27 protein-coding genes are annotated in these 22,283 nt (G+C 58.8%); 3 read left to right on the top strand and 24 right to left on the bottom strand.

Annotation, left to right across the window (positions count from 1 at the left end; all coding sequences use genetic code 11):
* Window positions 1-156: 156 nt before the first annotated feature.
* From INS80_RS00490 to INS80_RS00415, 16 genes are all read right to left on the bottom strand, one after another.
* Window positions 157-1,542 carry a transposase gene (locus tag INS80_RS00490; RefSeq protein WP_192963713.1) on the bottom strand — a complete coding sequence of 462 codons (1,386 nt, stop codon included), beginning with the start codon at window positions 1,540-1,542 and terminating at the stop codon, window positions 157-159.
* Window positions 1,543-1,670: 128 nt separating this feature from the next.
* Window positions 1,671-2,747, bottom strand: a complete 1,077-nt coding sequence (locus tag INS80_RS00485) for a TrbL/VirB6 family protein (protein WP_035252574.1) — start codon at window positions 2,745-2,747, stop codon at window positions 1,671-1,673.
* Window positions 2,748-2,759: 12 nt separating this feature from the next.
* Entirely contained in the window at window positions 2,760-3,173 is a 414-nt protein-coding gene (locus tag INS80_RS00480; protein ID WP_035252576.1) for a hypothetical protein, read from the bottom strand.
* Complete coding sequence (locus tag INS80_RS00475) at window positions 3,170-3,364, bottom strand: DUF4177 domain-containing protein (protein WP_035252579.1); 195 nt, start codon at window positions 3,362-3,364, stop codon at window positions 3,170-3,172. The genes INS80_RS00480 and INS80_RS00475 overlap by 4 nt, the downstream gene beginning before the upstream one ends.
* Window positions 3,361-4,347, bottom strand: coding sequence for an ATPase, T2SS/T4P/T4SS family (locus tag INS80_RS00470; protein WP_035252582.1), 987 nt, complete (start codon window positions 4,345-4,347; stop codon window positions 3,361-3,363). Before INS80_RS00470 ends, INS80_RS00475 begins: the two co-directional genes overlap by 4 nt.
* Window positions 4,348-4,351: 4 nt before the next feature.
* Window positions 4,352-5,737 (bottom strand): TraB/TrbI/VirB10 family type IV secretion system protein, encoded by a 1,386-nt coding sequence (locus INS80_RS00465; protein ID WP_192963712.1) that lies wholly within the window; start codon window positions 5,735-5,737, stop codon window positions 4,352-4,354.
* Window positions 5,734-6,429: a TrbG/VirB9 family P-type conjugative transfer protein gene (locus tag INS80_RS00460; RefSeq protein ID WP_058320090.1), complete on the bottom strand. Its 696-nt coding sequence runs from the start codon at window positions 6,427-6,429 to the stop codon at window positions 5,734-5,736. The genes INS80_RS00465 and INS80_RS00460 overlap by 4 nt, the downstream gene beginning before the upstream one ends.
* 101 nt (window positions 6,430-6,530) lie before the next feature.
* Window positions 6,531-7,184 carry a VirB8 family type IV secretion system protein gene (locus INS80_RS00455; RefSeq protein WP_058320091.1) on the bottom strand — a complete coding sequence of 218 codons (654 nt, stop codon included), beginning with the start codon at window positions 7,182-7,184 and terminating at the stop codon, window positions 6,531-6,533.
* 15 nt (window positions 7,185-7,199) lie between these two features.
* Complete coding sequence (locus INS80_RS00450; protein ID WP_058320114.1) at window positions 7,200-8,009, bottom strand: type IV secretion system protein; 810 nt, start codon at window positions 8,007-8,009, stop codon at window positions 7,200-7,202.
* Window positions 8,009-9,097, bottom strand: coding sequence for a lytic transglycosylase domain-containing protein (locus tag INS80_RS00445; RefSeq protein ID WP_369411344.1), 1,089 nt, complete (start codon window positions 9,095-9,097; stop codon window positions 8,009-8,011). The genes INS80_RS00450 and INS80_RS00445 overlap by 1 nt, the downstream gene beginning before the upstream one ends.
* 55 nt (window positions 9,098-9,152) lie before the next feature.
* Window positions 9,153-9,320, bottom strand: a complete 168-nt coding sequence (locus INS80_RS00440) for a hypothetical protein (protein WP_162841715.1) — start codon at window positions 9,318-9,320, stop codon at window positions 9,153-9,155.
* Window positions 9,317-11,692 (bottom strand): VirB4 family type IV secretion/conjugal transfer ATPase, encoded by a 2,376-nt coding sequence (locus tag INS80_RS00435; protein WP_192963737.1) that lies wholly within the window; start codon window positions 11,690-11,692, stop codon window positions 9,317-9,319. Before INS80_RS00435 ends, INS80_RS00440 begins: the two co-directional genes overlap by 4 nt.
* Window positions 11,682-11,960, bottom strand: coding sequence for a VirB3 family type IV secretion system protein (locus INS80_RS00430; protein WP_192963710.1), 279 nt, complete (start codon window positions 11,958-11,960; stop codon window positions 11,682-11,684). The genes INS80_RS00435 and INS80_RS00430 overlap by 11 nt, the downstream gene beginning before the upstream one ends.
* Window positions 11,953-12,246, bottom strand: coding sequence for a TrbC/VirB2 family protein (locus tag INS80_RS00425; RefSeq protein WP_192963709.1), 294 nt, complete (start codon window positions 12,244-12,246; stop codon window positions 11,953-11,955). Before INS80_RS00425 ends, INS80_RS00430 begins: the two co-directional genes overlap by 8 nt.
* The gene (locus INS80_RS00420; protein ID WP_192963708.1) at window positions 12,243-12,857 is read right to left on the bottom strand and encodes a lytic transglycosylase domain-containing protein; all 615 of its coding nucleotides are present in this window, start codon (window positions 12,855-12,857) and stop codon (window positions 12,243-12,245) included. Before INS80_RS00420 ends, INS80_RS00425 begins: the two co-directional genes overlap by 4 nt.
* 43 nt (window positions 12,858-12,900) lie before the next feature.
* Window positions 12,901-13,254: a hypothetical protein gene (locus INS80_RS00415; RefSeq protein WP_192963707.1), complete on the bottom strand. Its 354-nt coding sequence runs from the start codon at window positions 13,252-13,254 to the stop codon at window positions 12,901-12,903.
* 203 nt (window positions 13,255-13,457) lie between these two features.
* Between INS80_RS00415 and INS80_RS00410 the strand changes: the two genes are divergently transcribed.
* The 3 genes from INS80_RS00410 to INS80_RS00400 all read left to right on the top strand — a co-directional run bounded on the left by INS80_RS00410 (window position 13,458) and on the right by INS80_RS00400 (window position 14,495).
* Window positions 13,458-13,718 (top strand): hypothetical protein, encoded by a 261-nt coding sequence (locus INS80_RS00410; protein WP_192963736.1) that lies wholly within the window; start codon window positions 13,458-13,460, stop codon window positions 13,716-13,718.
* A 124-nt stretch (window positions 13,719-13,842) separates the two neighbouring features.
* On the top strand, window positions 13,843-14,100 hold the full coding sequence (locus INS80_RS00405; protein WP_192963706.1) for a helix-turn-helix domain-containing protein: 258 nt from the start codon (window positions 13,843-13,845) through the stop codon (window positions 14,098-14,100).
* A 167-nt stretch (window positions 14,101-14,267) separates the two neighbouring features.
* Entirely contained in the window at window positions 14,268-14,495 is a 228-nt protein-coding gene (locus INS80_RS00400) for a hypothetical protein (RefSeq protein ID WP_192963705.1), read from the top strand.
* A 159-nt stretch (window positions 14,496-14,654) separates the two neighbouring features.
* On the opposite strand, the gene INS80_RS00395 is transcribed toward INS80_RS00400, so the two are convergent.
* The 8 genes from INS80_RS00395 to INS80_RS00360 form a co-directional block, all read right to left on the bottom strand.
* The gene (locus INS80_RS00395) at window positions 14,655-15,386 is read right to left on the bottom strand and encodes a hypothetical protein (RefSeq protein WP_192963704.1); all 732 of its coding nucleotides are present in this window, start codon (window positions 15,384-15,386) and stop codon (window positions 14,655-14,657) included.
* Between the two features lie 199 nt (window positions 15,387-15,585).
* Window positions 15,586-16,281 carry a hypothetical protein gene (locus tag INS80_RS00390; protein WP_226892493.1) on the bottom strand — a complete coding sequence of 232 codons (696 nt, stop codon included), beginning with the start codon at window positions 16,279-16,281 and terminating at the stop codon, window positions 15,586-15,588.
* A 372-nt stretch (window positions 16,282-16,653) separates the two neighbouring features.
* A protein-coding gene (locus tag INS80_RS00385; protein WP_226892492.1) for an IS3 family transposase occupies window positions 16,654-17,786 on the bottom strand; the annotation gives its coding sequence in 2 pieces (ribosomal slippage) (window positions 16,654-17,519 and window positions 17,519-17,786; 1,134 coding nt in all).
* A gap of 392 nt (window positions 17,787-18,178) precedes the next feature.
* Window positions 18,179-19,249: a sialidase family protein gene (locus tag INS80_RS00380; RefSeq protein ID WP_096708181.1), complete on the bottom strand. Its 1,071-nt coding sequence runs from the start codon at window positions 19,247-19,249 to the stop codon at window positions 18,179-18,181.
* A 154-nt stretch (window positions 19,250-19,403) separates the two neighbouring features.
* Window positions 19,404-19,856, bottom strand: a complete 453-nt coding sequence (locus INS80_RS00375; protein WP_027238598.1) for a c-type cytochrome — start codon at window positions 19,854-19,856, stop codon at window positions 19,404-19,406.
* Window positions 19,857-19,932: 76 nt separating this feature from the next.
* Complete coding sequence (locus INS80_RS00370) at window positions 19,933-20,373, bottom strand: c-type cytochrome (RefSeq protein WP_027238597.1); 441 nt, start codon at window positions 20,371-20,373, stop codon at window positions 19,933-19,935.
* A gap of 14 nt (window positions 20,374-20,387) precedes the next feature.
* The gene (locus INS80_RS00365; protein WP_027238596.1) at window positions 20,388-21,692 is read right to left on the bottom strand and encodes an ABC transporter transmembrane domain-containing protein; all 1,305 of its coding nucleotides are present in this window, start codon (window positions 21,690-21,692) and stop codon (window positions 20,388-20,390) included.
* 9 nt (window positions 21,693-21,701) lie between these two features.
* Window positions 21,702-22,235 carry a cupredoxin domain-containing protein gene (locus tag INS80_RS00360; protein WP_027238595.1) on the bottom strand — a complete coding sequence of 178 codons (534 nt, stop codon included), beginning with the start codon at window positions 22,233-22,235 and terminating at the stop codon, window positions 21,702-21,704.
* Window positions 22,236-22,283 lie beyond the last annotated feature (48 nt).

Below are 22,283 nucleotides of genomic sequence, written 5' to 3'. Positions count from 1 at the left end.
AACTCGGTTTGATTTTGTCACTTTTTCATCCTCGGCTATGAGAGCCTACATTGGAACGCGATGCAGCATTGTTCACTTTGGGCTGATTCTGTGGAAAAACAACGTGTTGCTGACGCAGAAAGCGCGGTGCTGAACATAGCGCGAGCGCCTTTTCTATCAGGCTTTGCGCGTTTGCTGCGGTGCGGGAAAGATCTTTGCCAGTTTGCGGAGGTTTTGGGCGGTTGCGGCGAGGAGGAATTCGTCATTTGCACCGCATGGTCCGCGTAATCGGAGCCGCCCGAGGCCGAGAATGCGTTTGAGGTGAGCGAAGAGCATCTCGACCTTCTTTCGGAGCTTCATTGAGATCTCGTATTGGCGGGTCTTGGCGATGTCGCGAGCGACTTGACGTGCGTCTTCGTGTTCTTCACGTGTGATCTTGCGAGCGTCGGCATTCGGGCAGCATTTGGCCTTTGATGGGCAGGCCTGGCAGGTCAGTTTCAATGCGCGATAGCGGGCTGTGCCTTTGCCGGTGGGTCCTCGGTTCGGGTCGGAATAGTTGCGACGGAACTGCTTCAGCGCGTGCCCCTCCGGACAGATGTATTGATCGTTCTCTGCATCCCATTCGAAGTCAGCACGCGTCCATGTGCCATCGCTGCGGCTGGACTTGTCAAAGACAGGAATGTGTGGGGCGATCTTGCGTTCGACAAGCCAGCCCAACATCGGCCCGGTGCCATAGGCGGTATCTGCGATCAGGCGCTCCGGGTGCAGATCAAACCTGTCTTTCACGCGCCTGAGCATTGTTTTGGTGGACCCAACCTCGGCCTGCCGAATGGATCGTGTGGCCTCGACGTCGACGATGACCCCATAATCCGTATCGATCAGATAATTGTCGGAATAGCTGAAGAATGCAGGACCTTTGCGGGCTGCCGTCCATTGACTGGCGGGGTCGGAATGTGATGTGAACTTCGGCTGCACATTGCTGGCAGCGCCAAAGGCCGCCTCATCCAATGTGTCGAGATACTCTCGAACGGCGCGTGGTGCATCCATGGGATCAATGGTTGTCGCGTCCCATTCTTCCTTCGGTGTCGAGTTCTGCTTGTTGGCGTCAGCCTCGATCAGACTGGCGTCGATGGCCATACGTTTGCCGCTCACGAGACCCTCTGCGATGCAACGGGTAACAGTCGTCTCAAACAAATGGCGCAGCAGTTCGCTCTCCCGAAACCGCCCATGTCGGTTTTTCGAGAAGGTCGAATGGTCGGGCACGCGGTCATTGAGGTCGAGCCGACAGAACCATCGATAGGCCAGGTTCAGATGCACTTCCTCGCACAGGCGGCGTTCGGAGCGGATGCCAAAGCAATACCCCACCAGAAGCATGCGGATCAGGAGTTCAGGGTCGACAGAAGGGCGGCCCGTGTGGCTGTAGAACTCCGCAAGATGGGTGCGAATGCCACTCAGATCGACAAACCGATCAATCGAGCGCAACAGGTGGGCTTGAGGCACATGATCTTCCAGCGAAAACTCGTAAAACAAAGCCGCCTGCGCTTCTTGTCTCGGTCCCATCATCACTCAATCCCCCGTTCAATATGGAAATTGAATCAGTGACTTCGGCCTCGATCAAGGGTGAGTTTTTCAACAGAATAGGCTCCCACCCGACGCTCGCTACGGGATGCCTGAAGGTCGGCTAAGGGCCGTCACCGTCGGCCAAGTCGACCCAGTCTCGCCAGCTGCGCCAGCATTTTTGACCCCGAGTCTGCGGATCCTGTGCCTCCTGCGGAACCCGTCTGCCCCATGCCTTGCCTCACGGGCATCTGCTGCACGCCGAAGAACTGCCGCGCCCTGAGGGCTGCGTATTCTGCGCCACTTGCCCCACCGATCAGGTAGCGATTGTAGGCCTGCTTGCTGCCCATTGCGGCGCGGGCAAAGCTGTAGCCGCCGCCGAGACCACCGGAGAGGGCGGGCATCATGATGTTGCCGGAGATCGCGCGAACGATGAAGGGCGTTGCGATGATGAAGCCCTTGGCCATGAGCACCATCATGAAGAAGGGAATGAGCGCGCCGATGTTTGAGGCTCCCTCCGGGTCGCCAAGCTCGCCGATGAGTGCGGAGGAGACGCCTGTGATCGTCGCGAACACGCCGGCGACGACGATGGGGTAGAGCGCAAAGGAAACCAGCGCCGACAGCCAGCGCGCGAAGTAGTCTTTGGTCACCTCGAAGAGTGTCAGGAATATCATGACCGGCGCGATCCCGATCAGAAGCGCGATCATCAGTCGGGAGGCCACGAGGATGAAGGCGGCGAGCCCGCCGAGGATGGAAAGCAGCAGGACACCGACGATGTCGAGCATGGCGCCGGCCATCCAGTTCAGCTCGGACCCGGCAGCGTTCAGATAGTCCCCCAACTCGGCGATCAACCGGTCGAATTCTTCGGCGAAAGTTCCAGAAGGACCGGGAGTTCCACCACCGACCGAAGCCACGAGCGCCCCCGCAATGCTGTCGATCCCTGCAAGGATAGCGGCGGAAAGCGCGTTGAACTGCACCCAATTGGTCGCAAATATTCCGATCAACCCGATCTTGACTGCGAGCCAAAAGGCCGTGCGCCCGTCCATCGCCTTATACTGGTAGATCATGTTCAGGAAGACGAGGATCACCACCAGAGTTGTTCCCAGCACCAGAAGCGTGCCGACTGTCGCCGCGACCGACCCGAACTGGGTTTCCGCCGCGGTGTCGAGGTAGCCCTGGGAGGTTTCAACGAAGTAGGTGACGACGCTCATCTGGGATCAGCCTCACCAGTTACCTGCGGCTTCGCAGATCGCTTTGGCCGCGAGGCGAACGTCGTTGGCACGACTGTTGTAGGCGTCCGAGGCTTCCAGCATTTCCCATCGTTCGTCGCTGGCGTATCTCTCCCGAAATACCGCTTCTGCAGCGTCCCAGGACGGGAACCGGGTCGCGCAGTCGCAGTTGCCGATCTCAACGACCCGCTCGAGATTCTGGGCGCGATAGATGTCCTGAACCAGAACCCGCTGATAGGCTTGGCGCAGGGGGATCTCATGCATCCAGGCAGGCTCGGTGGGCCGGTCTGCACAGACGTCGAAGCTGCGATCGAGGGTCGGCACCATATTGCGCTCTGCCAAGGCGGGGACAGCCAGTAGGCTCACGGCCAGCGCGATTAGCGCAAGAGTTAGCCGCGCCGAATTCATGCCTTTGCCTCGGCCGCAGTCGTTTCCCGCTTCAAAAATACCGTGTAGCCAACGTTAGCGTATTCCGATGAAGTGAACGACACGACTTCCCATCCCTCTGCGCCTCGGGCATTCAGAACGTTTTTCATCTCAAATTCACCTGTCTTGCGGCTCATCGGGAAGGTCAGGATGTCATATTCAAAGGTCTTCATTGGGAAGCTCCGATCTCGGTTGCGCCGGGGAGGTAGAATTCAGTGATGCCGCGTTTGCCGTCGTGGCGACCGGCCTGGATGATTACGTCGATGGAGTTCTCGATGTACTGGATCATGTCGGCATAGGTCATGGGGATCTCGGTCTTGAGCGCGGCGATGGCCAGACGCTGCACGGCAAGTTGCGGGGTTTCTGCGTGCAGCGTGGTCATTGAGCCGCCATGGCCAGTGTTGATCGCCTCGAGGAAGGTCATGGCCTCCTTGCCGCGCACCTCGCCCAGGATGATCCGGTCGGGGCGCATGCGCAACGTTGCGGTGAGCAGCACATCGGCGGTCTGGAACTCCGCATCGCGATTGGCGATGAGGGTCACGGCATTGGGCTGGGTCGGCAGAAGCTCGGCGGCTTCCTCGATGGTGACGATGCGTTCCTCGGATGGCACGTGCGAGAGGATCTTGCGCGCAGCCACGGTCTTGCCGGTGGAGGTGCCGCCAGAGACGATCATGTTGAGCTTGTTGTCGACGCAAAAGGCCAGCGCATCGTCGATCACGCCCGCGGCCACAACGTCGCGCAGTTCCCGCGTCTTCTCGAGACGCAGTTCTTCGAGCTTGCGTTCTTTGCCATACAGAAAGTCGAGCGCGATGCCATCGAGCGGCAGGCTTGAAAAAAACCGAAGGCTGATCGACATCGCCGAGAGCACGGCAGGCGGGGTGATGACCTGTGCCCGGATCGGGCGGCCCTTGTAGGTGATCGAGACCGAGACGATCGGGCGGTCTTTGCTCATTGTGGTGTTGGCGGAGGAGGCGATCTGGTTGCCGAGGTCCTTCACTTCCGTTGCGGTTAGCTGCCGTTCCAGTTCTCGCATGGAGTGATCGCCCTGGAACTCGCCCCAGCAGCTGCCATCAGGGTTGATGCAGATCTCGATGACATCGTCGCGAGCGGCGGCGTCGATCCTGTCGAGGGAGGTTTCGAGATAGCTCAGCGACATGGACTCAGAATATCTCCAGATCGCGGTCGACCATCACCGTGACGCGGGCCCCTTGGTCGACATAGATGACGGGGCCGATGGAGAGGTAGTCGCCTATGACGCTGTCCGTGGCATCGGCCAGATCATCGCCCACGTCTTCGAGCACGTCCGCGGCGGTCTCATCCTGGACGTTTGCAGCAGCAGCGCTTGGCGCGGCGGAGATCAGCGATATCAACGCCGCTGAGCCGAAACGCTCATCGAAGCGCGTGTCGACAAAGCCGGTCACGCCGGAGCGGCCCAATTCGTCACCCCCGAAAGAGCTGATCTGGATCGTCTGGTTGTCGGGTAGCATGATCCGGTCCCAGGCGATGGTGACCCGGCGCTGCGCGATATCAACGCCGGAGCGATACCGCCCGATGAGGCGGGACCCACGCGGGATCAGGAGACGAGAGCCGTCGACGCTGTAGACATCTTCGGAGACAACTGCCCGGGTCTGGCCGGGCAGGGAGCTGTCGAGGGCGGTTTCCATGACGGCCTGGATCATCGTGCCCTGAATGATGGTGTTGGACGGGTTTGCGATGACCTCGGCTTGAGTCACCGACGTGGGCAGTGCGCCATTCAGCACAAAATCCGTCACTTCGCCGAAGGTGCGTTCGGTCAAGGCCGTCTCATTTGCGCCAGACGTGCCGCCAAAAGCGATGGTGGGCGAGGTGATGCGCCGTTCCTGGAAGGCGCGTTCCTCCGCGGCGCGGCGCTCCAGCTCGGCCATGCGCCGGGCTTCTTCCTCGCGGCGCAGTCGCTCTTCTTCGCGTGCGCGCAGCTCGTCCTCAGATGGGCCCAACGGCGCGGGGGCAGGGCGGTTGGCCTCAAGCTGCGCGAGCTCAAGGTCCATGCGGAGTTGCTCCAGTTCGCGGTCGCGCGCCGTGAGCTCATCGCGAAACTGCTGTTGCGCGGTTTCCGACGCGGCTTGCAGGGCCGCGATCTGCGCGGTCAGCGCGTCAATCGCATCTGCGGCAGCGGTGTCTTCCTCGACAACTGGTTCAGGGGCGTTGCGCAACTCCTCGATCTGGGCCTGCAGCGCGGTGATCTGCGCCAGAAGCTCCGCGTTGGGCTCGACTGGATCCGGTCCGACAAACACAACCTCGGGCTCGGGCTCGGGCGGGGGCAAGGTCTCGATGGCGCCAAAGCCGTCCCCCTCGTTTTGGAAGACATCCGGGGTGGCCGTCGGCAAGGCTTCCTCTTCGTCGGGCTGTGAGAGAAGATAAAGCAGGGCACCACCCGCGCCGATGACGAGGACCACGATCAGCGCGAGAAGGGGCGACCGGCGCTGCGCCGCCGTGGGGGCGCGGGCACTGCCTTTCTCAAGGGCGGCGAGGCGCTTTTCCAGCTCGGTGTTCTCGGTATCGCTCATGAGGCGGCCTCCGCGGGCGGGATCGCCTCGATGCAGACCACCTCTTCGCCAAGTCGCAGGACCCATTGGCGGTTTACGCCGCTGACGCGGATCACGCCGTCTTCAGGAGTTTGCGTGTTGACCGTGCGTTCACGGCCGCCCGCGTAGCGGAAGATCGCTGGCACAGGTGCGTTTCTTGGAAAGGCGAAATACGTGAACGTCCCGTCATCCCAGATGCGGGTTGGCGTGAACTCGGTCCGCGCGCTGGCACCGTAATTGTAGTTTGGTGCTTGGGCGGCGATGGCCCGGGTCGGGCGCGCATCGTCCTCCGGATAGCGGAACTGCACCACGTAGAAGGTTGGGCTGCGGACCTCCTCGACGTTGAAATAGTAGCTGCGCCTGTTCGTGTAGACCGTCACATTGGTATGTACGCCGCGCGCGACGGGTTTGATTGCAAATGCCTGACCACCGGGGACGCCATCGATCTCAAACCCTTCCGTGTCGCCCGCGATAATCGAGCGGATGCTTTCACCCTCGCCGAACTCGATGGTGGTCACATGGGTGAGCGACACGCTGAGGCGGTAGACCTGGCCTTCCTGGTAGGTGGCCAGCCGCACACGACTGTCATTTGGACCACCGCGCGGGATCGCTTCGGCAAAGGCAAGGCCGGGCAGCAAAACAAATATGGCAGCAACAAAGAACCTATTGATCAACCATGCGTTTCCGGAACAAGGAGCGTCGCCAATACCCTGCCGCGCTGCGCGCTCTCGGGACATTGGCGACAAGGTTCTTTGATTTGAATTCCAGAAACGCATTAGTTCTCCAATCTGTCGGAGCGAATGGAATATTCGAGTACGGTGAACCCAAACGGGTTGGTCCAGACTTCATCGATGGACCGGCGGGTTTCGGGGCGGAACTCGAAGAGAAGCGTGGCGGTGAAGAGCCCGGTCTGGGTGCCGTTAATGGACGTCAGGCGCTTGCGCAGGCGGACCGTCGCGCGGTTGGTTCCGATCCGGTTGATGCTGAGGATTTCCACGTCGAGCCGAGCATTGGGGCCATAGACCGTCGGCGGGTAATTCTCGTTGGCGCTGTTCCAGATCTGGCGCAGCCCGCTCTCGGCAGCTCCGTCCGAGCGGCGCAGGACGCTGCGGATGCGCAGATCGTTGTCGAGCTGGTTGTAGACCTCCCGGTCGGTCACATAGCGGAACACCTCCGCCTCGATGATCGCCTGGTTGGCGGTCACCGAGGAGGCGCCCACCGAGGCTTCGGGGAGTGCAAAGCCGGTGGCGGGATCATAGGGGACAACGACGGGGGGCGGGTCGACATCGAGGATTGCGACTGCGGCAGCGCTCAGGCATCCGAGAATGCCGAAGATGAGGCCGATGAGCCCAAGGCGTTGCCAGAGCCGTTCGCGGCGCAGGGCACCATAGACCAGCTCTTCTTCGATGATTTCCTGTTCACTCGCCACGCGTTACACCCCAAGTCAGTCTGCGCGCAGATCCGGCAGCGTGAAGTCCATGAAGCGCTGCTCCTCTGCGATGGTGGCGGCATCGATCACACCGCCGGTGCCATCGCCCACGGTCTGGATGGCTTCGAGTTGCCACATGGCGACCAGCGCAATGGCGAGCTCCGCAGTCACGCGCGTGTTGAGATCGATGCTTTCCTTTAGTTCGTCCATGTCGTCGATGAGTCCGACAAGGCGGTCGACCCGCTCGAGCGATTGGCCGGCATCCTCATAGCTGTTCTGGGCCGCCGCCGAGACAAGGGCGCCGGTGGTGGCCTGCGTCGCCACGCGGTTCGCGCCCGGATTGCCGCTGGTGGCCATTTCCGAGAGGGTGTCATCGTCAAATCCGAGATCGGCCAGTACCCGGTCCATCTGGGTTTCGATCTCGCCCGCGCTGGAGCCCGACAGGCCAGAGAAATCCCCAGTCTTGATCGCCTCAATCGTGGCGAGGATGTCCCCGAACTCTTGGTCGAGCAGACCGTTCAACTCGTCTTCCATTTCCGTCCGGATGATTTCGGGAAGCTCGGCAAGTCGGGTGAGCGCTTCATAGGTTCTTTGCAGCTCCGCGAGTTGATCCGTGAGAAGGCCGAGCTGTTCGCGGAGCTGCGTCAGCTGCTCGTTTTGCAGGATCTCGTCTTCGATCATCTGCCGGAGCTGCTGGATGTTTTGCGCGATGTTCTGGGTGTCGACGACGGGCACGCCTTGCGCGAGGGCAGGGGATAGGGCGCCAAGATGCAGACCGATCCCCAGTGTCGTGGCCAAGGCCGTCCTCAAGAGCAGATGTCCCATCATTCAATCTCCCTGATCGTAAAATCCATGAACGCGCCTTCGGCCATGCGGGCGCTGGCCTGGGCCAGCTCTGCGGCGGAGAGCACGCGGGTGCGGGCGGCCTGAAGCCGGATGCGTGCAGCGACGAGGCGCACGAGTTCGGCGCGGGCATAAGTGTTGAGCGCAACGCTCTCCTGCACATCCTCGGTCTCGGAAATCCGTTCGACGATATCCGCAATACGTAGGGCGGCTTGCCTGATCGCGGCGGGTGAGTTGTTGCCATAGAAGGCCGCGCCGTGCCCAGTGAGCGAGAGGTTGGCATTGGCGAGAAGCGCCGGATCGATCGTGCCAAGTGCGTCGATCCCGCCGATACGCGTCAAATAGAGGTTATAGCGTTCGGGGATCACCTGGACGTAATGCTGGGTCTCGCGGAAGGGCGGCACGCCGCCATACTCGAAAACCCGGCCGGGTCCGGCGTTATAGGCCGCGAGGGCGTTGATGATGTTGCCATCGAATGTGTTGAGCTGGGTCGCGAGATAGCGCGCGCCGCCATGCACCTGTAGGTAGGGGCTGTCATAATATTCCGGGTTGATGCCGAGATCGCTGGCCGTGCCAGGCATGATCTGTGTGAGACCATAGGCGCCGACGGGAGACCGTGCCCCAATCGTAAACCGGCTTTCCTGCCAGATGAGCGCTTGCAGCAGCGCGCGCCATTGGACGGGGGAGAGTCCTGCGCGTCCAACACCCGCAAAGTCGCTGGTCTCCTGAGCCACGCGGATGATGAGCTGCTCGATGTTCTCGGCGGCGTCCCCGAACATCTGCGCACCGCCGGGATTGGGATCGATCTTGCCCGTGCCATAGACCGCCGCCACGGCGCGGTCGGGATCGCCGCTGCCGCTTTCCAGCCCCGAGACCATGGCGGGCAGGCCCTGACCGCCGAAGCTGGTCTGGGCATCGAGGATGCGTTGCAGGGTTTCCAGCTGCTCCCGTTCGATCTCGGCAATGAGTTCGCGCACGGCAAGCTTGTCGGCCTGAACGGCCAAGTCAGCCTCGCGATCGCCAGTCTCGACGATGTCACGCGCGGTCAGCCCACTGTCATTGGTCGGCACGCCCTGAGACAAGGCGAGACCGGGCAGCAGGCAAAGTGCCAGGATATGAGGCAGGCTAGACTTCAATGTCGCCCTCCGGCGCATCTAGAGGCGTAAAGGTGCAATCAGGCGCGACAGGTGCCGTGGACGCGAGGAATGTGAAGCAGTTCGCCTGCGGTTCCTGGTACTGGGCGCAGGAGGCCAAAGCGCCGAGCGCGGTGAGAAGAAACAGGGTACGAATCATGAAAGCCTCCAAAAGTCTGGGCGGTCGCGGTAATCGGCGCCCACGAGCGCCTCGCCTTTTTCCATGCCGCCGAGGATGGTGAGATTGGGCCCGAGGGCGCTCAGATCGGCATCAATGACGATCGAGCCCTGGTCGTCGCGGATGAGGGCCAAGCGGCTGTCGCTGCCAGTGTTGAGAAGCACGTCGAGTTCCTTCTCATAGAGGTTCAGCATCGCGTAGTCGGCCGCATGGGCGCGGATGTTCGGAAGCAGGATTTGCGTCGGCACCGCCTCGACGATGGTCTTGCCGGTTCGGGTGCGCTCGAGCTGGCTGGCGTATTGCGTCATCATCACAGCGACGGTGTTCTGTTTGCGTGCGGTCACGAGCCAGTTCGAGAGCCGCTCGGCGAAATACGCGTTGTCGAGCGCCTTCCAGGCCTCGTCGATCACGATGATTGTGGGGCGACGATCCTCGATCTCGCGCTCGACCCGGCGGAAGAGATAGGAGAGGACGGCCATGCGTTCCTTCTCGGCCTCGCTGTCGAGAATGCCGGTGAGATCGAAGCCGACAACATCTCCTTCGAGCGAGAAGGTGTCTTCCAGCGTCTGCCCGAAGATCCAGCCGTAGCGGCCCTCTTCGGTCCATTCGAGCAATCGCTGGTGCAGATCGCCGCCATCATCTGTTGACACGAAAAGCGATGCGAAATCCCGCCAGTTCCGCAGGGCCGGATTGGAGGCCTGCGCGTTCTGACGCACGACTTCCTGGATGCGGTTGGTCTGTGCCGGCGTCAGCGGCTTGTCGGCGCGATAGAGCAGGGTGGCGAGCCAGTCTGAAAGCCAGGCCGTGCCGCGCGCGTCGACCTCAGTCCAGAGCGGGTTTAGGCCGGTGGGTTGTCCGGCTTTCAAAGACGCATAGCGCCCGCCATTGGCGCGGACCGCCATCTCCATTCCGAGACGGTAGTCGAAGACGAAGATCCGCGCCCCTGCTCGACGGGCTTGCGTCATGAGAAAGGCCGAAAGAACCGATTTGCCCGATCCAGGCCGCCCCAAGATCAACGTATGCCCGCTGGTCGGTTCTTTGTGGGGGCTGCCTTGCTCGTGATAGGAAAAGCGGTAGGCGCTCTGTTCGGGCGTGGGCAGGTAGGTGATAACCTTGCCCCAGGGTGTTTTCTCCGCCGGTTTGCCGAGCTGGGTCCGATGAAACGCCGCGAAATCCGCGAAGTTGCGATTGGTGATCGCACTGGCGCGCACCCGCTTGGGCTGGTTGCCCGGATGCTGGCTGAGGTAATGCGCCTTGGCGGCGACCCGCTCCCCGATCATCTTCACGCCTTCGGCGGCGGCGGCGTTGACGATCTCGGCGCTGAGTGTCTGTAGCTCGTCGAGCGTATCGCAGAAGATCGTCACGACCATGTGGTGCTCGCCGAAACTCTGGCGTTTGGCCTCGAGATCATCGGCGGCGATGTCGAGCGCTTCCATGAGCGAGAGGGCCGCATCCTGGCTGGCTTGCATCTGGCGCTTTTGCCGCTTGATCCGACCCGCCATGAGGTTCGAATTGATCGGCGTGAAAGAATGCGTGACGATCATGTCGACGGGCAGGTTCAGCATGTCGAACATGGTGCAGGAGGTGGCTTCGGAGTATTCCCCGATGGTGAAGCTCTTGCCGTAGCGATGCCCCACGACGCCTTCGGAAAGCTCGAAATGATCCCCCTGAAACGTCACGCGGGTGTTGGCCACGTTGAATGACAGAAAGCCGTAGGTGTTCGCGGGATAGAGCGGCAGTTCTTGGCCGGTGTTCAGCGCGCCCAGAAAGCCGATCAACTCGCCACTCCAGGAAGTCAGCACGCGCGGGTTCAACTCGGCTAGGCCTGACACGAACACGCTCACGGCCTCGCCCAATCGGCGAAGGCGTTTCTCGGTTGCCTCCTTCAGCCGGTCCGGGGCGCTGCGATTGAGGAAGGGCAGAACGCTTTTCGGGGGCGGGCGATGGATGACCGTGAGCGTCAGGGTCTTGTCGCGCAGGCCGCTGCTCTCGAGTTTCGCACGCCACAGGCGGTCAACTTCTCCAGCAAAACTGTCCTCGCGCAGGGGCTCGAGGTCCGGCGTGATCGCTTTTGAGACCTTGTGGACGTAAAAGCTGAACTCCGGTCCCAGCTGCGCAATGATCCGGGCAAATAGCGCGGTCACCTTGTCGAGATAGGCATCATCCGTCGTGTAGCTGTTGACCCCATCGAGGCGGATGCACTGGAAAAGCTCGTTGACCCGGGTTCGCACGGTCCGGTCATCGACCAGGCTGACATAGGGCAGCATATGCGCGAGGCGGGTCTCGCGGGCATACCAGTCGGGAGTCATTGTGCGGAGATCGACCGTTTCGTCCAAGGCTGTACTAGGGTGCATAGCTGTCCCCGCCATGGATTCTACGGTTGCGTGTCGGCGGCGTTTCCTGCAGCGCCGTCATCATCACGTCGATGAAACGGGGGTCCCAATCGGCAGCCTTCCAAAGCAGAGGGTAGAGGACGGCGGCGATGCCAAGAACCGCGATGTGCTGGATCCAGACAAAGAGCAGCACCGAGCCAAAGAGCCAGACCATCGCATACATGATGGGCAGGCCCAGAAGCTTGGGCGGCCGCACGAGACCCAGAAAGAGGGGCGAGCGCTCAGCCACCTGCGAAGACCGCGGCAACGATGGTGGGGGCGGCGGCGACACCGGCGATGCCGACAAGCACCCAAAGCGCCTGGCGGAGATCGATGATGTTGAAGAACCAGCTTAAGAAGACGCCTAAGACAGCGAGCGTCGCGATGACGATGCCAAGCGGGCCGGTCAGCGCATCGACGATGCCCTGCAAAAGGCTTTGGATCGGGGAGAGATCGATGCTTTGCGCAAGCGCAGGCTCCGCGACGAGCAGGAAGAGTGCTAGCGAGGCGACGAATAGATTTGAAATCTGTCTCATGAATTTGATCCTTCCAATCGGGCCACGACGGCCATGACACGGGCCACATGGTTCTGGGTTTCTCGGTAGGGGGGAATGCCGCCATACTGACGGACCGCATCCGGTCCGGCGTTGTAGGCTGCGAGCGCGAGCCGCGGCTCGCCGAACGTCTCCAGCATCATTGCGAGGTAGCGGGCGGAACCGTCGAGGTTCTGCAGCGGATCATGCGGGTCGACGCCCAGATCACGCGCCGTCGCTGGCATCAATTGGCCAAGGCCAACGGCACCTGCACTTGAAATCGCATTCTGCCGATAGGCGCTCTCAACCTCGATATTGGCTCGATAGAGAGCCAGCCAATCCGTCACGGAAAGCCCGGCGCGACGCAGGCCGGGATGGCCGGCATAGCGCAAGGCCGTGGTCTGAATCCCGGAGAGGACATCGGCGCGGGGCAGGGGAATCGGGCGGGCAAGGGCCGCGACTTGGGCGCCCTCTTGCTCGGCCTCTACCTCGCCGAAGATAGCGATCCCATCGGAGACCGAACCCTGACCAATGCCGTCATTGTAGTTCCGGGCAAAGCTATTCTGGGAGCGCGACGGGGTCAGAGAGCCGTCGCGCTCCATGACCAGGACCATTTGCGCTGAGGCAGGTGCTGCGACCAGCCAGAGACAGACGAGGCTAGGTGCCAGTGCCCTTGTCTGACGGCGCAAGTTTGTGTGTACGGCTTGTACCCGCCTCAAGCGGCAGGTCGACATGCGCAAAGCCAAGGCCAATGAAGAAAGACACCACGCCGGAGATCGTCTTGAACTCGCGGATCTTGATATCGTTGTAGGTCGTCCGCGTGCGGGCGGTGACGAGGAGCTTTTCCACGCCCTCGTCAGAGACCACACGCATGATCCAGACCCCGTAATAGCTGGGGCCTTTCTTGTGTGCCGATTCTTGGCACAGGATTTCTGCGCTATAGCCGCTTTCCACGAGTTCGCGGAAACGTGCTTCCGTAACCACATTTGGTGCTTCGATGTCCCAGTTCATGGCCCGGCTCACGCTTTCTCCAATGGCGCGACCCCAGGCATTCCCACTTGAAGCCCAGAGTTACGATAGTATATTATCACCCGCAAGGATATATTTCAGCAGATATGGCTGTATCTCGGTTGCTCAGACTCTAGGCATGGTCATTGGCATCTATCAAGGAAAATAGGGGTTTCAGAAACCTGCGGTTGAGCCGATGGGTTAAGATGCAGGCTGCGGCCTTGCTGATGCTCGTTCCGGTCGCAAGCCAAGCGGAATCCTGTCTCGCCCCCGTCCGGCCCTTCGTGCCAAGCGATTCGCAGGACGCCCGGGATTATGCCGACATCATCCGACGGGACTTTGAGGTCTACATCGCGGACATTCAGGACTACTTCCGCTGCCTCGAGCAGGAGCGAGCGCGCGCTTTCGAAGAAGCCCGTGAAGTCAGTCAGGATTACGGTCGGTTTCTGGAACTGGTGGGGGATTGATGGGCCACGGGGCATGCACCAGGCTAGCATCCCTTGGAAACCAGACGCCGATAACACCCTCAAATATCTACTTTTTAGATAACAGATTTCATCCGCTAGCGACGTCACAAAAGGTATGTGACGCGTGGCAAAGACAATCAGAACAAATGGCCAGTTGGCGCTCGTCCGTGCGTTGGTTGATGCACGTCAAAATGCGGGTCTCAGCCAGCAGCAGTTGGCGGCGAAGCTCAAACGCCACCAGTCATTTGTGGCACGTCTCGAAAGTGGCGAGCGTCGTATCGACGTCGTGGAGTTTACAGTTCTGGCGAGGGTCATTGGTTTTGACAAAGATGAAGTCCTGTCGATTGTCGAAGCCGCCACGGAGCCCGACCACAAGATTTGAGAACTATGTAATTTTGGGGCGTACCGCTTTGGATGTCCCCTCGTGAGATCAGCTACCGCAAGGAAGAGCAGTTAGCGAACATCCACCACGTGCGGCCTGCGACGCAATTGAGCGCCTTAAGACACCATGCCGCAAATTCAGCGCACAGTGCAGGAAGTCAGTAAACAGTGAACGATGATAAAGGTGAGGGCGTCGCGATCGCCAATCTGATCGGGACCGATGGGTGCAGCATTGTTGGTTGGGTTTATCGCTGGACTGCAGGCTCGCATGCGGTGATGTGGGACGTCCACGGGCCCCAGCCGGTGTCGGAAATCCGGCCGGATCTGACTGCGGAACAGAAACTGGAAATCGACTTCGACGGATTGACGCGGATCGGAAGAAGCTGCGGCGGATAGGGTCGGTTGGGAAGCGGTGGTCCCGTTTCACGAAAAGGTCTTGCCAGCATACCGGACATTGGAACAACTGGCAGCGAAAGCCGGTTGAGAGCCCAAACTGACAGATGCTGCACATTGTACAAACGGCTGCTTTGGGGAAAAATGGAGATTGCCTGTTGCCTATTGTAGGTGACCAGATGGCACAAAGACCGTGTTGCCGCCTTCGGCGAGTGTGTTGGTCACAATAGTTGGCAAAGCGCTATGATGGTAGGTAATCGAGCGTACGATTTCTTGTTGCGATAACCAATGGCCGTAACGCCAGTGCCTATTCATGTAACCTGCTGCCCATGTAAGTGGACGCTTGGAACGGCGCTGAACAACGGCGGCAAATTCATCAGGGGCGCCGCCCAGGGTTCTGACTGCGAGATTTCTCAACAAGACCTCGATCTTGGCGTCCCAATTGCCATAGACGGGTTTGATGAAGTGATGGTTCGTCATCATCAGAAGAAAGTCTTCATTTGGTCTGCTAGTGCGGTCGAGTAGTCCCATCTGGCGTAAAAGCGCCGAAACATCTGTAGCAAAATCAGCTCTTTGCCCGGTTCTGTAGTCCAAAGGAACGGTGCCGTACTGCGCTTCAAAAGAAAGCAAGACTTCAAGAACGTCAGCTAGTGCAGGAAGCTCCGTCATCTTTGCAAGACGAGCCTTGTTCGTTATCCAGTCCTTCGGCATGCTCAGCCGGATATACCATCCGTCGTCGGTTGCTGCTCCCAAGTGCTGAAAGCATCGGGACAAAGCTTCGCCCGCAGACATGCACTGGTGCTCGAATTGCGATGAGTCTGGAAAAGCACGCTCCAACAAGAGCCCAAGCATCATAGCCAAGTGTTTGCGTTCGTCGGTCTCGTTGAAGTTCAAGTGATGGTCCTCGTTGCCAATAAATAAAATCTATATTCATTGTGGACGACATGACAGCAGACCTTCACGACTAAGATGCGAACGCTCACTTCGTCCCGCCCTCCGGACCTTACCACAGACAGCAGCGAACGGCTGGTATTTGAGTAACTTAGCACGCTCAAATTTCCGCAGTTTGATAGCGCCGCTGTCTTTGTCAGCGCTAGTAGTTCACCTGTTCGAAGCCGTAGTTGCCCTCATAGTCACGCCAATCGACGAAGACAGATCGGTGATAGATACCCGGGCAATTCTGGCCCCAACGTTCAAGTCCCACATGCGCCTCGGGCAGGGCAGTTATGGAAGATCGCTGCCATGAGAAATCGCCTTGAGTCCCATAGGTGCCGAGAACCACGGTCGCGCTTCGGTTGCAGTCACCGTCACGACCGGATTCATGCTGCCGTGCATAGCGAACATCAAAGACGCGGATGGACCGCACGAAGTTGAACTCAGGTCCGCTGATATCGATGTCCGCGCGATCCTGAACGAACCGGAGTGCCTGGTCGGTGGGAACGAGATCGTCGACTGGCAAGGATTGGAGCGGTCGACGGCTGTCCACCTGGTACAAGGCTTCAAAGATGCGGCCAGCGTTGTTTGATAGCCGATCGCTCTCATAGGACGCGCCCATGGGACAGCGCCAGATTTGAAGCGGCGGTTCCACCGGCCAAGGCGTAATTCGTCGAATGAATTCGGCGCGAGCCCGAGCGCAAGGGACGGAAGCAGGCCAGCCGCCAGACAGGCACAGGAGGATCGCGCAATCGATCGGGTATGTCTGCGCGCGGGCGGGTATCGGCAACGCAAAACCTGTCACAGTCAAAGCGACTGCGGCCGAGGGGAGGAGCTTCTTGATTAGATGGCGCATGCTGCGGAACCTCCGTGAGAGGAGTCCAGCATACATACGATATTATACTATCGCAACACCAAGTATAAAGACGCATAATGAAGTTTATGTTATTTCTTCTCCGGCTAATGCCGACCTTCGCTTATGCTTGGTAAAGGTGCACATCGCGGGACAATGCCGTCATTCGTTTTTCATATTTCGCTGACGCAGCACGGCTTCGCGCATGCGGCAGGTTTGTCGCTGCGTTGCAGCTCAAGTTGCCAATGCGGTCATTCAATCTGGCTAAATGTCACAAAGTCCAAACTCCACCTTCGCTGTCTCTTCGCAGCATGAGAGGTGGTCCTGCTTTTTCGACCAGAATGCAGCCCAGTTAAGGTGGATCAGGGTTTCACATCAGGCTGCCATTTTCATGGGTTCCGGTTTGCTGACATGGACCTCTTCGGGGGTCAATATGCCATGGGTCGAGTGGGGCCGCTCGGCGTTGTAATAGGCCAGCCATTTCCCAATACCGTCTCGGGCCTGTGACCCGGTCTCGAAGGCGCGCAGGTAGACGCATTCGTATTTCAACGACCGCCACAACCGCTCGATCATGCGATTGTCGATCCAGCGGCCCTTGCCATCCATCGATATCTTCACCTTGGCCTCCTTCAGCTCATCGGTCCAGTCGCTGCTGGTGAACTGCGATCCCTGATCGGTGTTGAAGATCTCCGGCGGGCCATATTTGGCCAGCGCCTCTTTCAGCGCCGCGACACAGAAGTCTGCCTCCAAGGTATTCGACAGCCGCCAGGCCAGCACCTTGCGGCTATACCAGTCCATGATCGCCACCAGATACAGGAACCCCCGCTCCATCCGGATATAGGTGATGTCGGCGCACCAGACCTGGTTGGGCCGGTTGATCGCCAGTCCCTTGAGCAGGTAGGGATAGATCTTGTGCGCCGGGTGCTTCTTGCTGGTGTTGGGCTCCTGGTAGATCGGCACCAACCGCATCAGGCGCATCAATCGCCGCACACGATGGCGGCCACATTTGTGACCCTGCCGCTTCATGTGCCGCGCCATCTGGCGAGAGCCATACCACGGGGTCTCCAGGAACTGCTTGTCGATGATCTCCATGAAGGCCAGGTTCTCAGCGCTCTCCCCCTTGGGCCGGTAATACAGCGTCGAGCGCGACAGTTGCAGCAGCCTGCATTGCCGCCGCTGGCTCAGCTCATGATCCTTGCTCACCATTTTTTGCCTCGCGTCCCGAGCAGTTGAACCGAGGCATTCGCTAAAAAATCCCGTTCCACCACCAGCTGCCCGATCTTCGAATGCAGCTTCTCGATCTCTGCCTCCTTCCCCTTCCCGGGATCAGCGCCTCGCCGGGTGAACGCCGTGGCCATGTTCTCGATCGCCGCCCGCTTCCACGTGCTGATCTGGTTCGGATGCACGCCATACTTCTTCGACAGCTCGGCCAGCGTCATCTCTTCTCGGATCGCTTCAAGCGCAACCTTCGCCTTGAACTCAGGCGTATGCGTCTTTCTCTTTGCCATTTCGGATCGTCTCTCTCGTCATACGATCCACCTTAACAACTGGTCCGAATTTCCGCGACCACCTCTATGTTTTCGAAAACAGTAAGGCGCACAACAACTTGAAGCACCTACAACAATCACACCAGTCCCGTAAATAATGACGGGATCTTTATCCATGGTTTACCGACGATCTTGAAGCGATTCCTCGACGGTCCAATTGTTGCGCTCTTGATCTAAAGATTTCACGATTTCGAAGCTCTAGTGACCAGATTGTTTGGCTACGAGATCCTCGCGCAGCGATAAACCTCCAAGGCTAGAATAATCCGTTTGCGGGGTTCTAAGAGTAGGACGGAATATTGACTTTCACCGCCATGGAACAGCCTTGAACCGACTTGTCGCTTTGGTCCTGAAGATTACCTTGCGGGAGACGGTATCGCTACTTCGACACCAACCACGGTTGTCCCCGCCAAGTTGCCCTGTGCAGACCCGGTCCACGCAACGACAACGCCAGCTGCTGATCGCGTAATCCTTGGAAATCCTACCGACTCTCGCCCACGATTGATGTGGAGTGCTTGTGGCGAAGTACACCCGCTCTCCGGCGACACCTGACACACGACTATTGCTTCACCGCCATTCGCATACTCCAACCAAAGAGCAAGTGCTTTGCCGTCACCCATCTGCAAGACATCTACGCGACCTGCGGGTGTGCCGAGATCGAGTTGCAACGGGTCTTCAAAGGATGCGCCCCCATCCCTGGAAAACGCAATTCGAGCCTTTGCCTCGCCATTGGCACCGGTGAACCACACGACTACCGCGTACGTTCCCAACGCATCGATGGCAGGTCCGTTGACAGGGCATCCTGCGATTTCCCAGCCGTCGCCGTAGATTGTTTCGGGGTCGGTCCATTCTTCTTCGACCAACCTGACAACCGAAATATCGCGGATTTCTTCGGCTGTTCGGTCCCTGTAAACCGCTATGATGTTACCTGCTTCCTTGCGGACGGCCGATGTTTGACAGCACGTACAAGCGCGTGGGTCGAGCAGGCTTTCCGGTCCCATTGAACCGTCCGGCGCAATGCGACGTGCGCGGACCTGCATGGCATTCTCATAGCTGTCGTCTGCGGCTTGATTATCGTATGCACGACCATCTAGCCAAAGAGCTGTCAAACCAGCGCTATCATCAGGGATTAGCGACACGAAACCATGTTCACGCTTTGATCGGTCATCGTGGGGTATGATTGGCGTTGTCCAGTTCAAACCCTCATCGAAGGAGAAAGCGATCTTTACGTCGTATTGATAGCTGCCCGGCCCATTCAATTCCAACCAATGCGCTGCAAGCGTCCCATCGCTAAGCCCAACGACTGACGGAAAGTCGGCCCAGTTCACAAACAGTGTCTCAGATTGATGAATTGTACGCGCCTCCGTCCAATAGGTGCCATCGAACAGGGCCATCCGAACGGCGTTGTTACCTTCGGTCCAACTCATCACGATCCGACCATCGGGCAGTGTTGAAAGCGAGGGTTCACGTGCGTGATCCCCAACCGGTGCAACCAGTGGTCTGACTGGAAACAGAGGGGCATCTTCAGCCGCTACAAAGGGCGCACCGAGCATAAAAAGAGCCGTGCAAACGAATAAAAATCTAATCGGCCTCAACCTCCGGTCCAACCGAAACGAGATAAGCCCAGACTGCCTTGGCATCCGTTTCTTTCTTCAATTTGAATGACATGCCAGATTTCGCCTTGCTGTCGTTCAGAAAAGTCGCGAGGAACTTCTTCGGATCTGCAATATAGGCTACGAAATCGCTCTCGTTCCAGACCAAGCCATTCTCGCCCGCTTCACGAATAGAGTCCCGAAATTTATTCCCAAACATTTCTTCGGTCCCTGCTGTTCGGTTGTACACACCATAAAGATTTGGCCCAACCGCGCCACCCTTTCGGATAACGTCACCATCCGTCCTGACGATTGAGTGGCAGGCCTTGCACTTGTTAAATACCTTGTCTCCGGCCGATGCGTCGCCGGTTGCATGTCCATCGGCGAGAACACCTGTTCCGGACAATGCCAATGCTAGCGTTGCGATAAATTTAGGTTTCATTCGTTTCTCTCCCCGTTGATGACAGTTATTATCTACTGGATGGCTGTTATGCTTTTGCCTCAGGTCGACAGGTCACTCAGTTAATTCCGTTTTCCCTTTGAAGAGCCCGTATATATGCCACGATATTCAATACTTCTGCTCGTGTTACGCCCTCGACAGCTGGCATGTTGCCAAACTTCCAATGGTGCGCCCGAACACCATTCTGTGCTGCGAGGACAAACGCCATGTCACCGTGGTGGCCCGGCTCATAAATCTTGTGCACCAGCGGTGGAGCAACGCCGTCCTGACCCTGCCCATTGACGCCGTGGCAGGTCGCGCAGGCCGCACCATAGGCACGCTTGCCGATTTGCTCTTGCTCGGTGAAACTTGGGGGCAGCCTGACAGTTGCAAGCGCACCTGCGGGAAGTGCCATTCTTTCGTCCGTCTGAGTACTCGTCTGGGAGTGGGTCGGCTGCAGGATGTACCATCCTGCCGCAGAAACGGCGATCAGAGCAAAAAATATTGCTGCCCATTTCATGCTATCAAACTCCTTCATTGTGAAGCGAGGTCTCCATGCCCCTCGAAAGGCAAAGTCGTTTTTCTGAGCGGCGATTGCTCGAATTGGCTGACCTTTTCCAGCGTACTGTCATCAGCCTGGGCCACTTCGGACGAGTGGCCTGACCCGGCAAAAAAAGCCGTGATTTCGTGATACCGGATTCGGGTGTCTTCCAAGGTCTGATAGTAGCGGAAAAGTTCCTTCAGCGGTGCCGAGAAGTCCTTGTGCGCTGCCAGGACGGCCACCAGCGCGCCGAGTGTGATCCGCCCTTCGATGACGAAATATCCACCCAGAGAGTAGAACAGGAATGGCGTCAGCGCGGTCAGAAAATTGTTGAGGGCCTTGATGAAGAACTTCAGACGGAAAATCTTCCTGCGCACGTGCTCAAGCTCTCTAAAACTTGCGCTTACTGGCAGCAGCCCGGCCGGATTGACCTGCCGTTCGCGCAATTGATCGCTGAGCTGCCTGCCAAGCTGTCGGACCTCCTTGATCCTGGTGCGTGAAAGCGCGTTGACCCGCCGTTGCAGCTTGGGCAGCAGCACGAGCTGAATTGGCAGTACCGTCAGTGCGGCGGCACCCAAGACAGGGTCCTGAACGAACATGAAAAACAGGATCGTCAGAAGCGTACCGCCTTGCAGGATTGGCAGCGTAAGGACATCTGCCGCGAAGCCACCGATGGGCTCGACTTCCTGTGCGAGAATAGGGACGATCTCGCTTTGGTTTCCGGAGTCTGGATCGCTGCGCCATTGCCGATAGACCAGCAGGCGGAAGCGCCGCAGAAAACGCTCGGCGACATACCCTTTGAAGACGTTAAGGCTATATTTGTTTAGCCCATTCAGGATAATAGCCAAAAGGTAGAGACCGCAAAGAAGCATGAGGAAAACGACCTGGTCGACGTCTCGTCCCAAAACGGCAACTGGGAAACGGCCAGAATCCAGAGCGTTGTTTACGATCTGTTTTGGCAGTTCCAAAGTCAGATAGAGTATAGGCATCGCGATGAGGCTAACCACGATCATCAACGCTTGCTGCCTTCTTGAATAGCGCAAGACGGTGCTGAAAAGACTTCCTTCGAGCCCTCGTATGGGCTCTGGGTGGATCGCAGGCGTGCTGCGGTACTTCCAAAGCTTCAGAATGCCGCGAATAGCAAGATATGAGCCAACACTGATCAGCAGCGCGGGGGCCAAGACCAGTATGAGATGAATGAACGGATGAACCCAGTCCGGCGTGGCATCGCTGTAGTCGTACCCAAGGGCGGCAGCTACGTCGTGTACAAGCAGGTGATACCTATCCAAGAGTGACATTGAAAATGTCTAATCCTTGGACTTCGGCGCAAGGTGATCGTGCACGATGATGACGCCCCACATGCCCGCTTCCCGGTGGCCGGGAATCAAGCATACGAACTCCAGGTTGGTCATATCGGAGAAATCCCAGATCAACTCGGCATTTTGCCCACTAGGGATCGAAACCGAGTTGGCGCTGTCATGCTGCATATCGGGATGTTCGCGCATCCATTGCTGATGTTTTGCGACCTCGTCAAAGGAACCGAGAAAGAACTCGTGATCCAATGCGCCGGTATTTCTGATTGAAAACTGGACAACCGAGCCGCTTTCAATCTGGATCGCGTCCGGCTCGAAAAGCATGTAGCCGCTTTCCGTCTCCCGTATGGATATTTCAATCGTCCTGTCGATCGAGGAGCCATCACCGGGTTTCCCGATCGGATCATGGCCAGGCACTTCGAAGGCTCGCGCGTGAGGCTGCTGGCCCTTGCCACTGGAAGCGCCCACTGAAAAAGCCGGAAGGACAAGCGCAAGGGCGATGGTGCAGGTTCTCAGGAAATTCTTCATGCTCGGCTACCTCCGTAGCGCTTGATTTTATGGGATCTTCTTGCTTGC

The sequence above is a fragment of the Phycobacter azelaicus genome (assembly GCF_014884385.1).
GTDB classification, from domain to species: domain Bacteria; phylum Pseudomonadota; class Alphaproteobacteria; order Rhodobacterales; family Rhodobacteraceae; genus Phycobacter; species Phycobacter azelaicus.
Note: the sequence above shows the minus strand (reverse complement) of the source record. Positions and strands in the feature narration are given on the sequence as shown.

Excerpts from the sequence above, each read along its gene's own strand:
- INS80_RS00490 (WP_192963713.1), bottom strand. The coding sequence starts at position 1,542 with ATGATGGGACCGAGACAAGAAGCGCAGGCGGCTTTGTTTTACGAGTTT.
- INS80_RS00485 (WP_035252574.1), bottom strand. The coding sequence starts at position 2,747 with ATGAGCGTCGTCACCTACTTCGTTGAAACCTCCCAGGGCTACCTCGAC.
- INS80_RS00480 (WP_035252576.1), bottom strand. The coding sequence starts at position 3,173 with ATGAATTCGGCGCGGCTAACTCTTGCGCTAATCGCGCTGGCCGTGAGC.
- INS80_RS00475 (WP_035252579.1), bottom strand. The coding sequence starts at position 3,364 with ATGAAGACCTTTGAATATGACATCCTGACCTTCCCGATGAGCCGCAAG.
- INS80_RS00470 (WP_035252582.1), bottom strand. The coding sequence starts at position 4,347 with ATGTCGCTGAGCTATCTCGAAACCTCCCTCGACAGGATCGACGCCGCC.
- INS80_RS00465 (WP_192963712.1), bottom strand. The coding sequence starts at position 5,737 with ATGAGCGATACCGAGAACACCGAGCTGGAAAAGCGCCTCGCCGCCCTT.
- INS80_RS00450 (WP_058320114.1), bottom strand. The coding sequence starts at position 8,009 with ATGGGACATCTGCTCTTGAGGACGGCCTTGGCCACGACACTGGGGATC.
- INS80_RS00440 (WP_162841715.1), bottom strand. The coding sequence starts at position 9,320 with ATGATTCGTACCCTGTTTCTTCTCACCGCGCTCGGCGCTTTGGCCTCC.
- INS80_RS00435 (WP_192963737.1), bottom strand. The coding sequence starts at position 11,692 with ATGCACCCTAGTACAGCCTTGGACGAAACGGTCGATCTCCGCACAATG.
- INS80_RS00425 (WP_192963709.1), bottom strand. The coding sequence starts at position 12,246 with ATGAGACAGATTTCAAATCTATTCGTCGCCTCGCTAGCACTCTTCCTG.
- INS80_RS00420 (WP_192963708.1), bottom strand. The coding sequence starts at position 12,857 with ATGGTCCTGGTCATGGAGCGCGACGGCTCTCTGACCCCGTCGCGCTCC.
- INS80_RS00415 (WP_192963707.1), bottom strand. The coding sequence starts at position 13,254 with ATGAACTGGGACATCGAAGCACCAAATGTGGTTACGGAAGCACGTTTC.
- INS80_RS00410 (WP_192963736.1), top strand. The coding sequence starts at position 13,458 with ATGCAGGCTGCGGCCTTGCTGATGCTCGTTCCGGTCGCAAGCCAAGCG.
- INS80_RS00390 (WP_226892493.1), bottom strand. The coding sequence starts at position 16,281 with ATGCGCCATCTAATCAAGAAGCTCCTCCCCTCGGCCGCAGTCGCTTTG.
- INS80_RS00380 (WP_096708181.1), bottom strand. The coding sequence starts at position 19,249 with ATGAGTTGGACCGAAGGTAACAACGCCGTTCGGATGGCCCTGTTCGAT.
- INS80_RS00375 (WP_027238598.1), bottom strand. The coding sequence starts at position 19,856 with ATGAAACCTAAATTTATCGCAACGCTAGCATTGGCATTGTCCGGAACA.
- INS80_RS00370 (WP_027238597.1), bottom strand. The coding sequence starts at position 20,373 with ATGAAATGGGCAGCAATATTTTTTGCTCTGATCGCCGTTTCTGCGGCA.
- INS80_RS00365 (WP_027238596.1), bottom strand. The coding sequence starts at position 21,692 with ATGTCACTCTTGGATAGGTATCACCTGCTTGTACACGACGTAGCTGCC.
- INS80_RS00360 (WP_027238595.1), bottom strand. The coding sequence starts at position 22,235 with ATGAAGAATTTCCTGAGAACCTGCACCATCGCCCTTGCGCTTGTCCTT.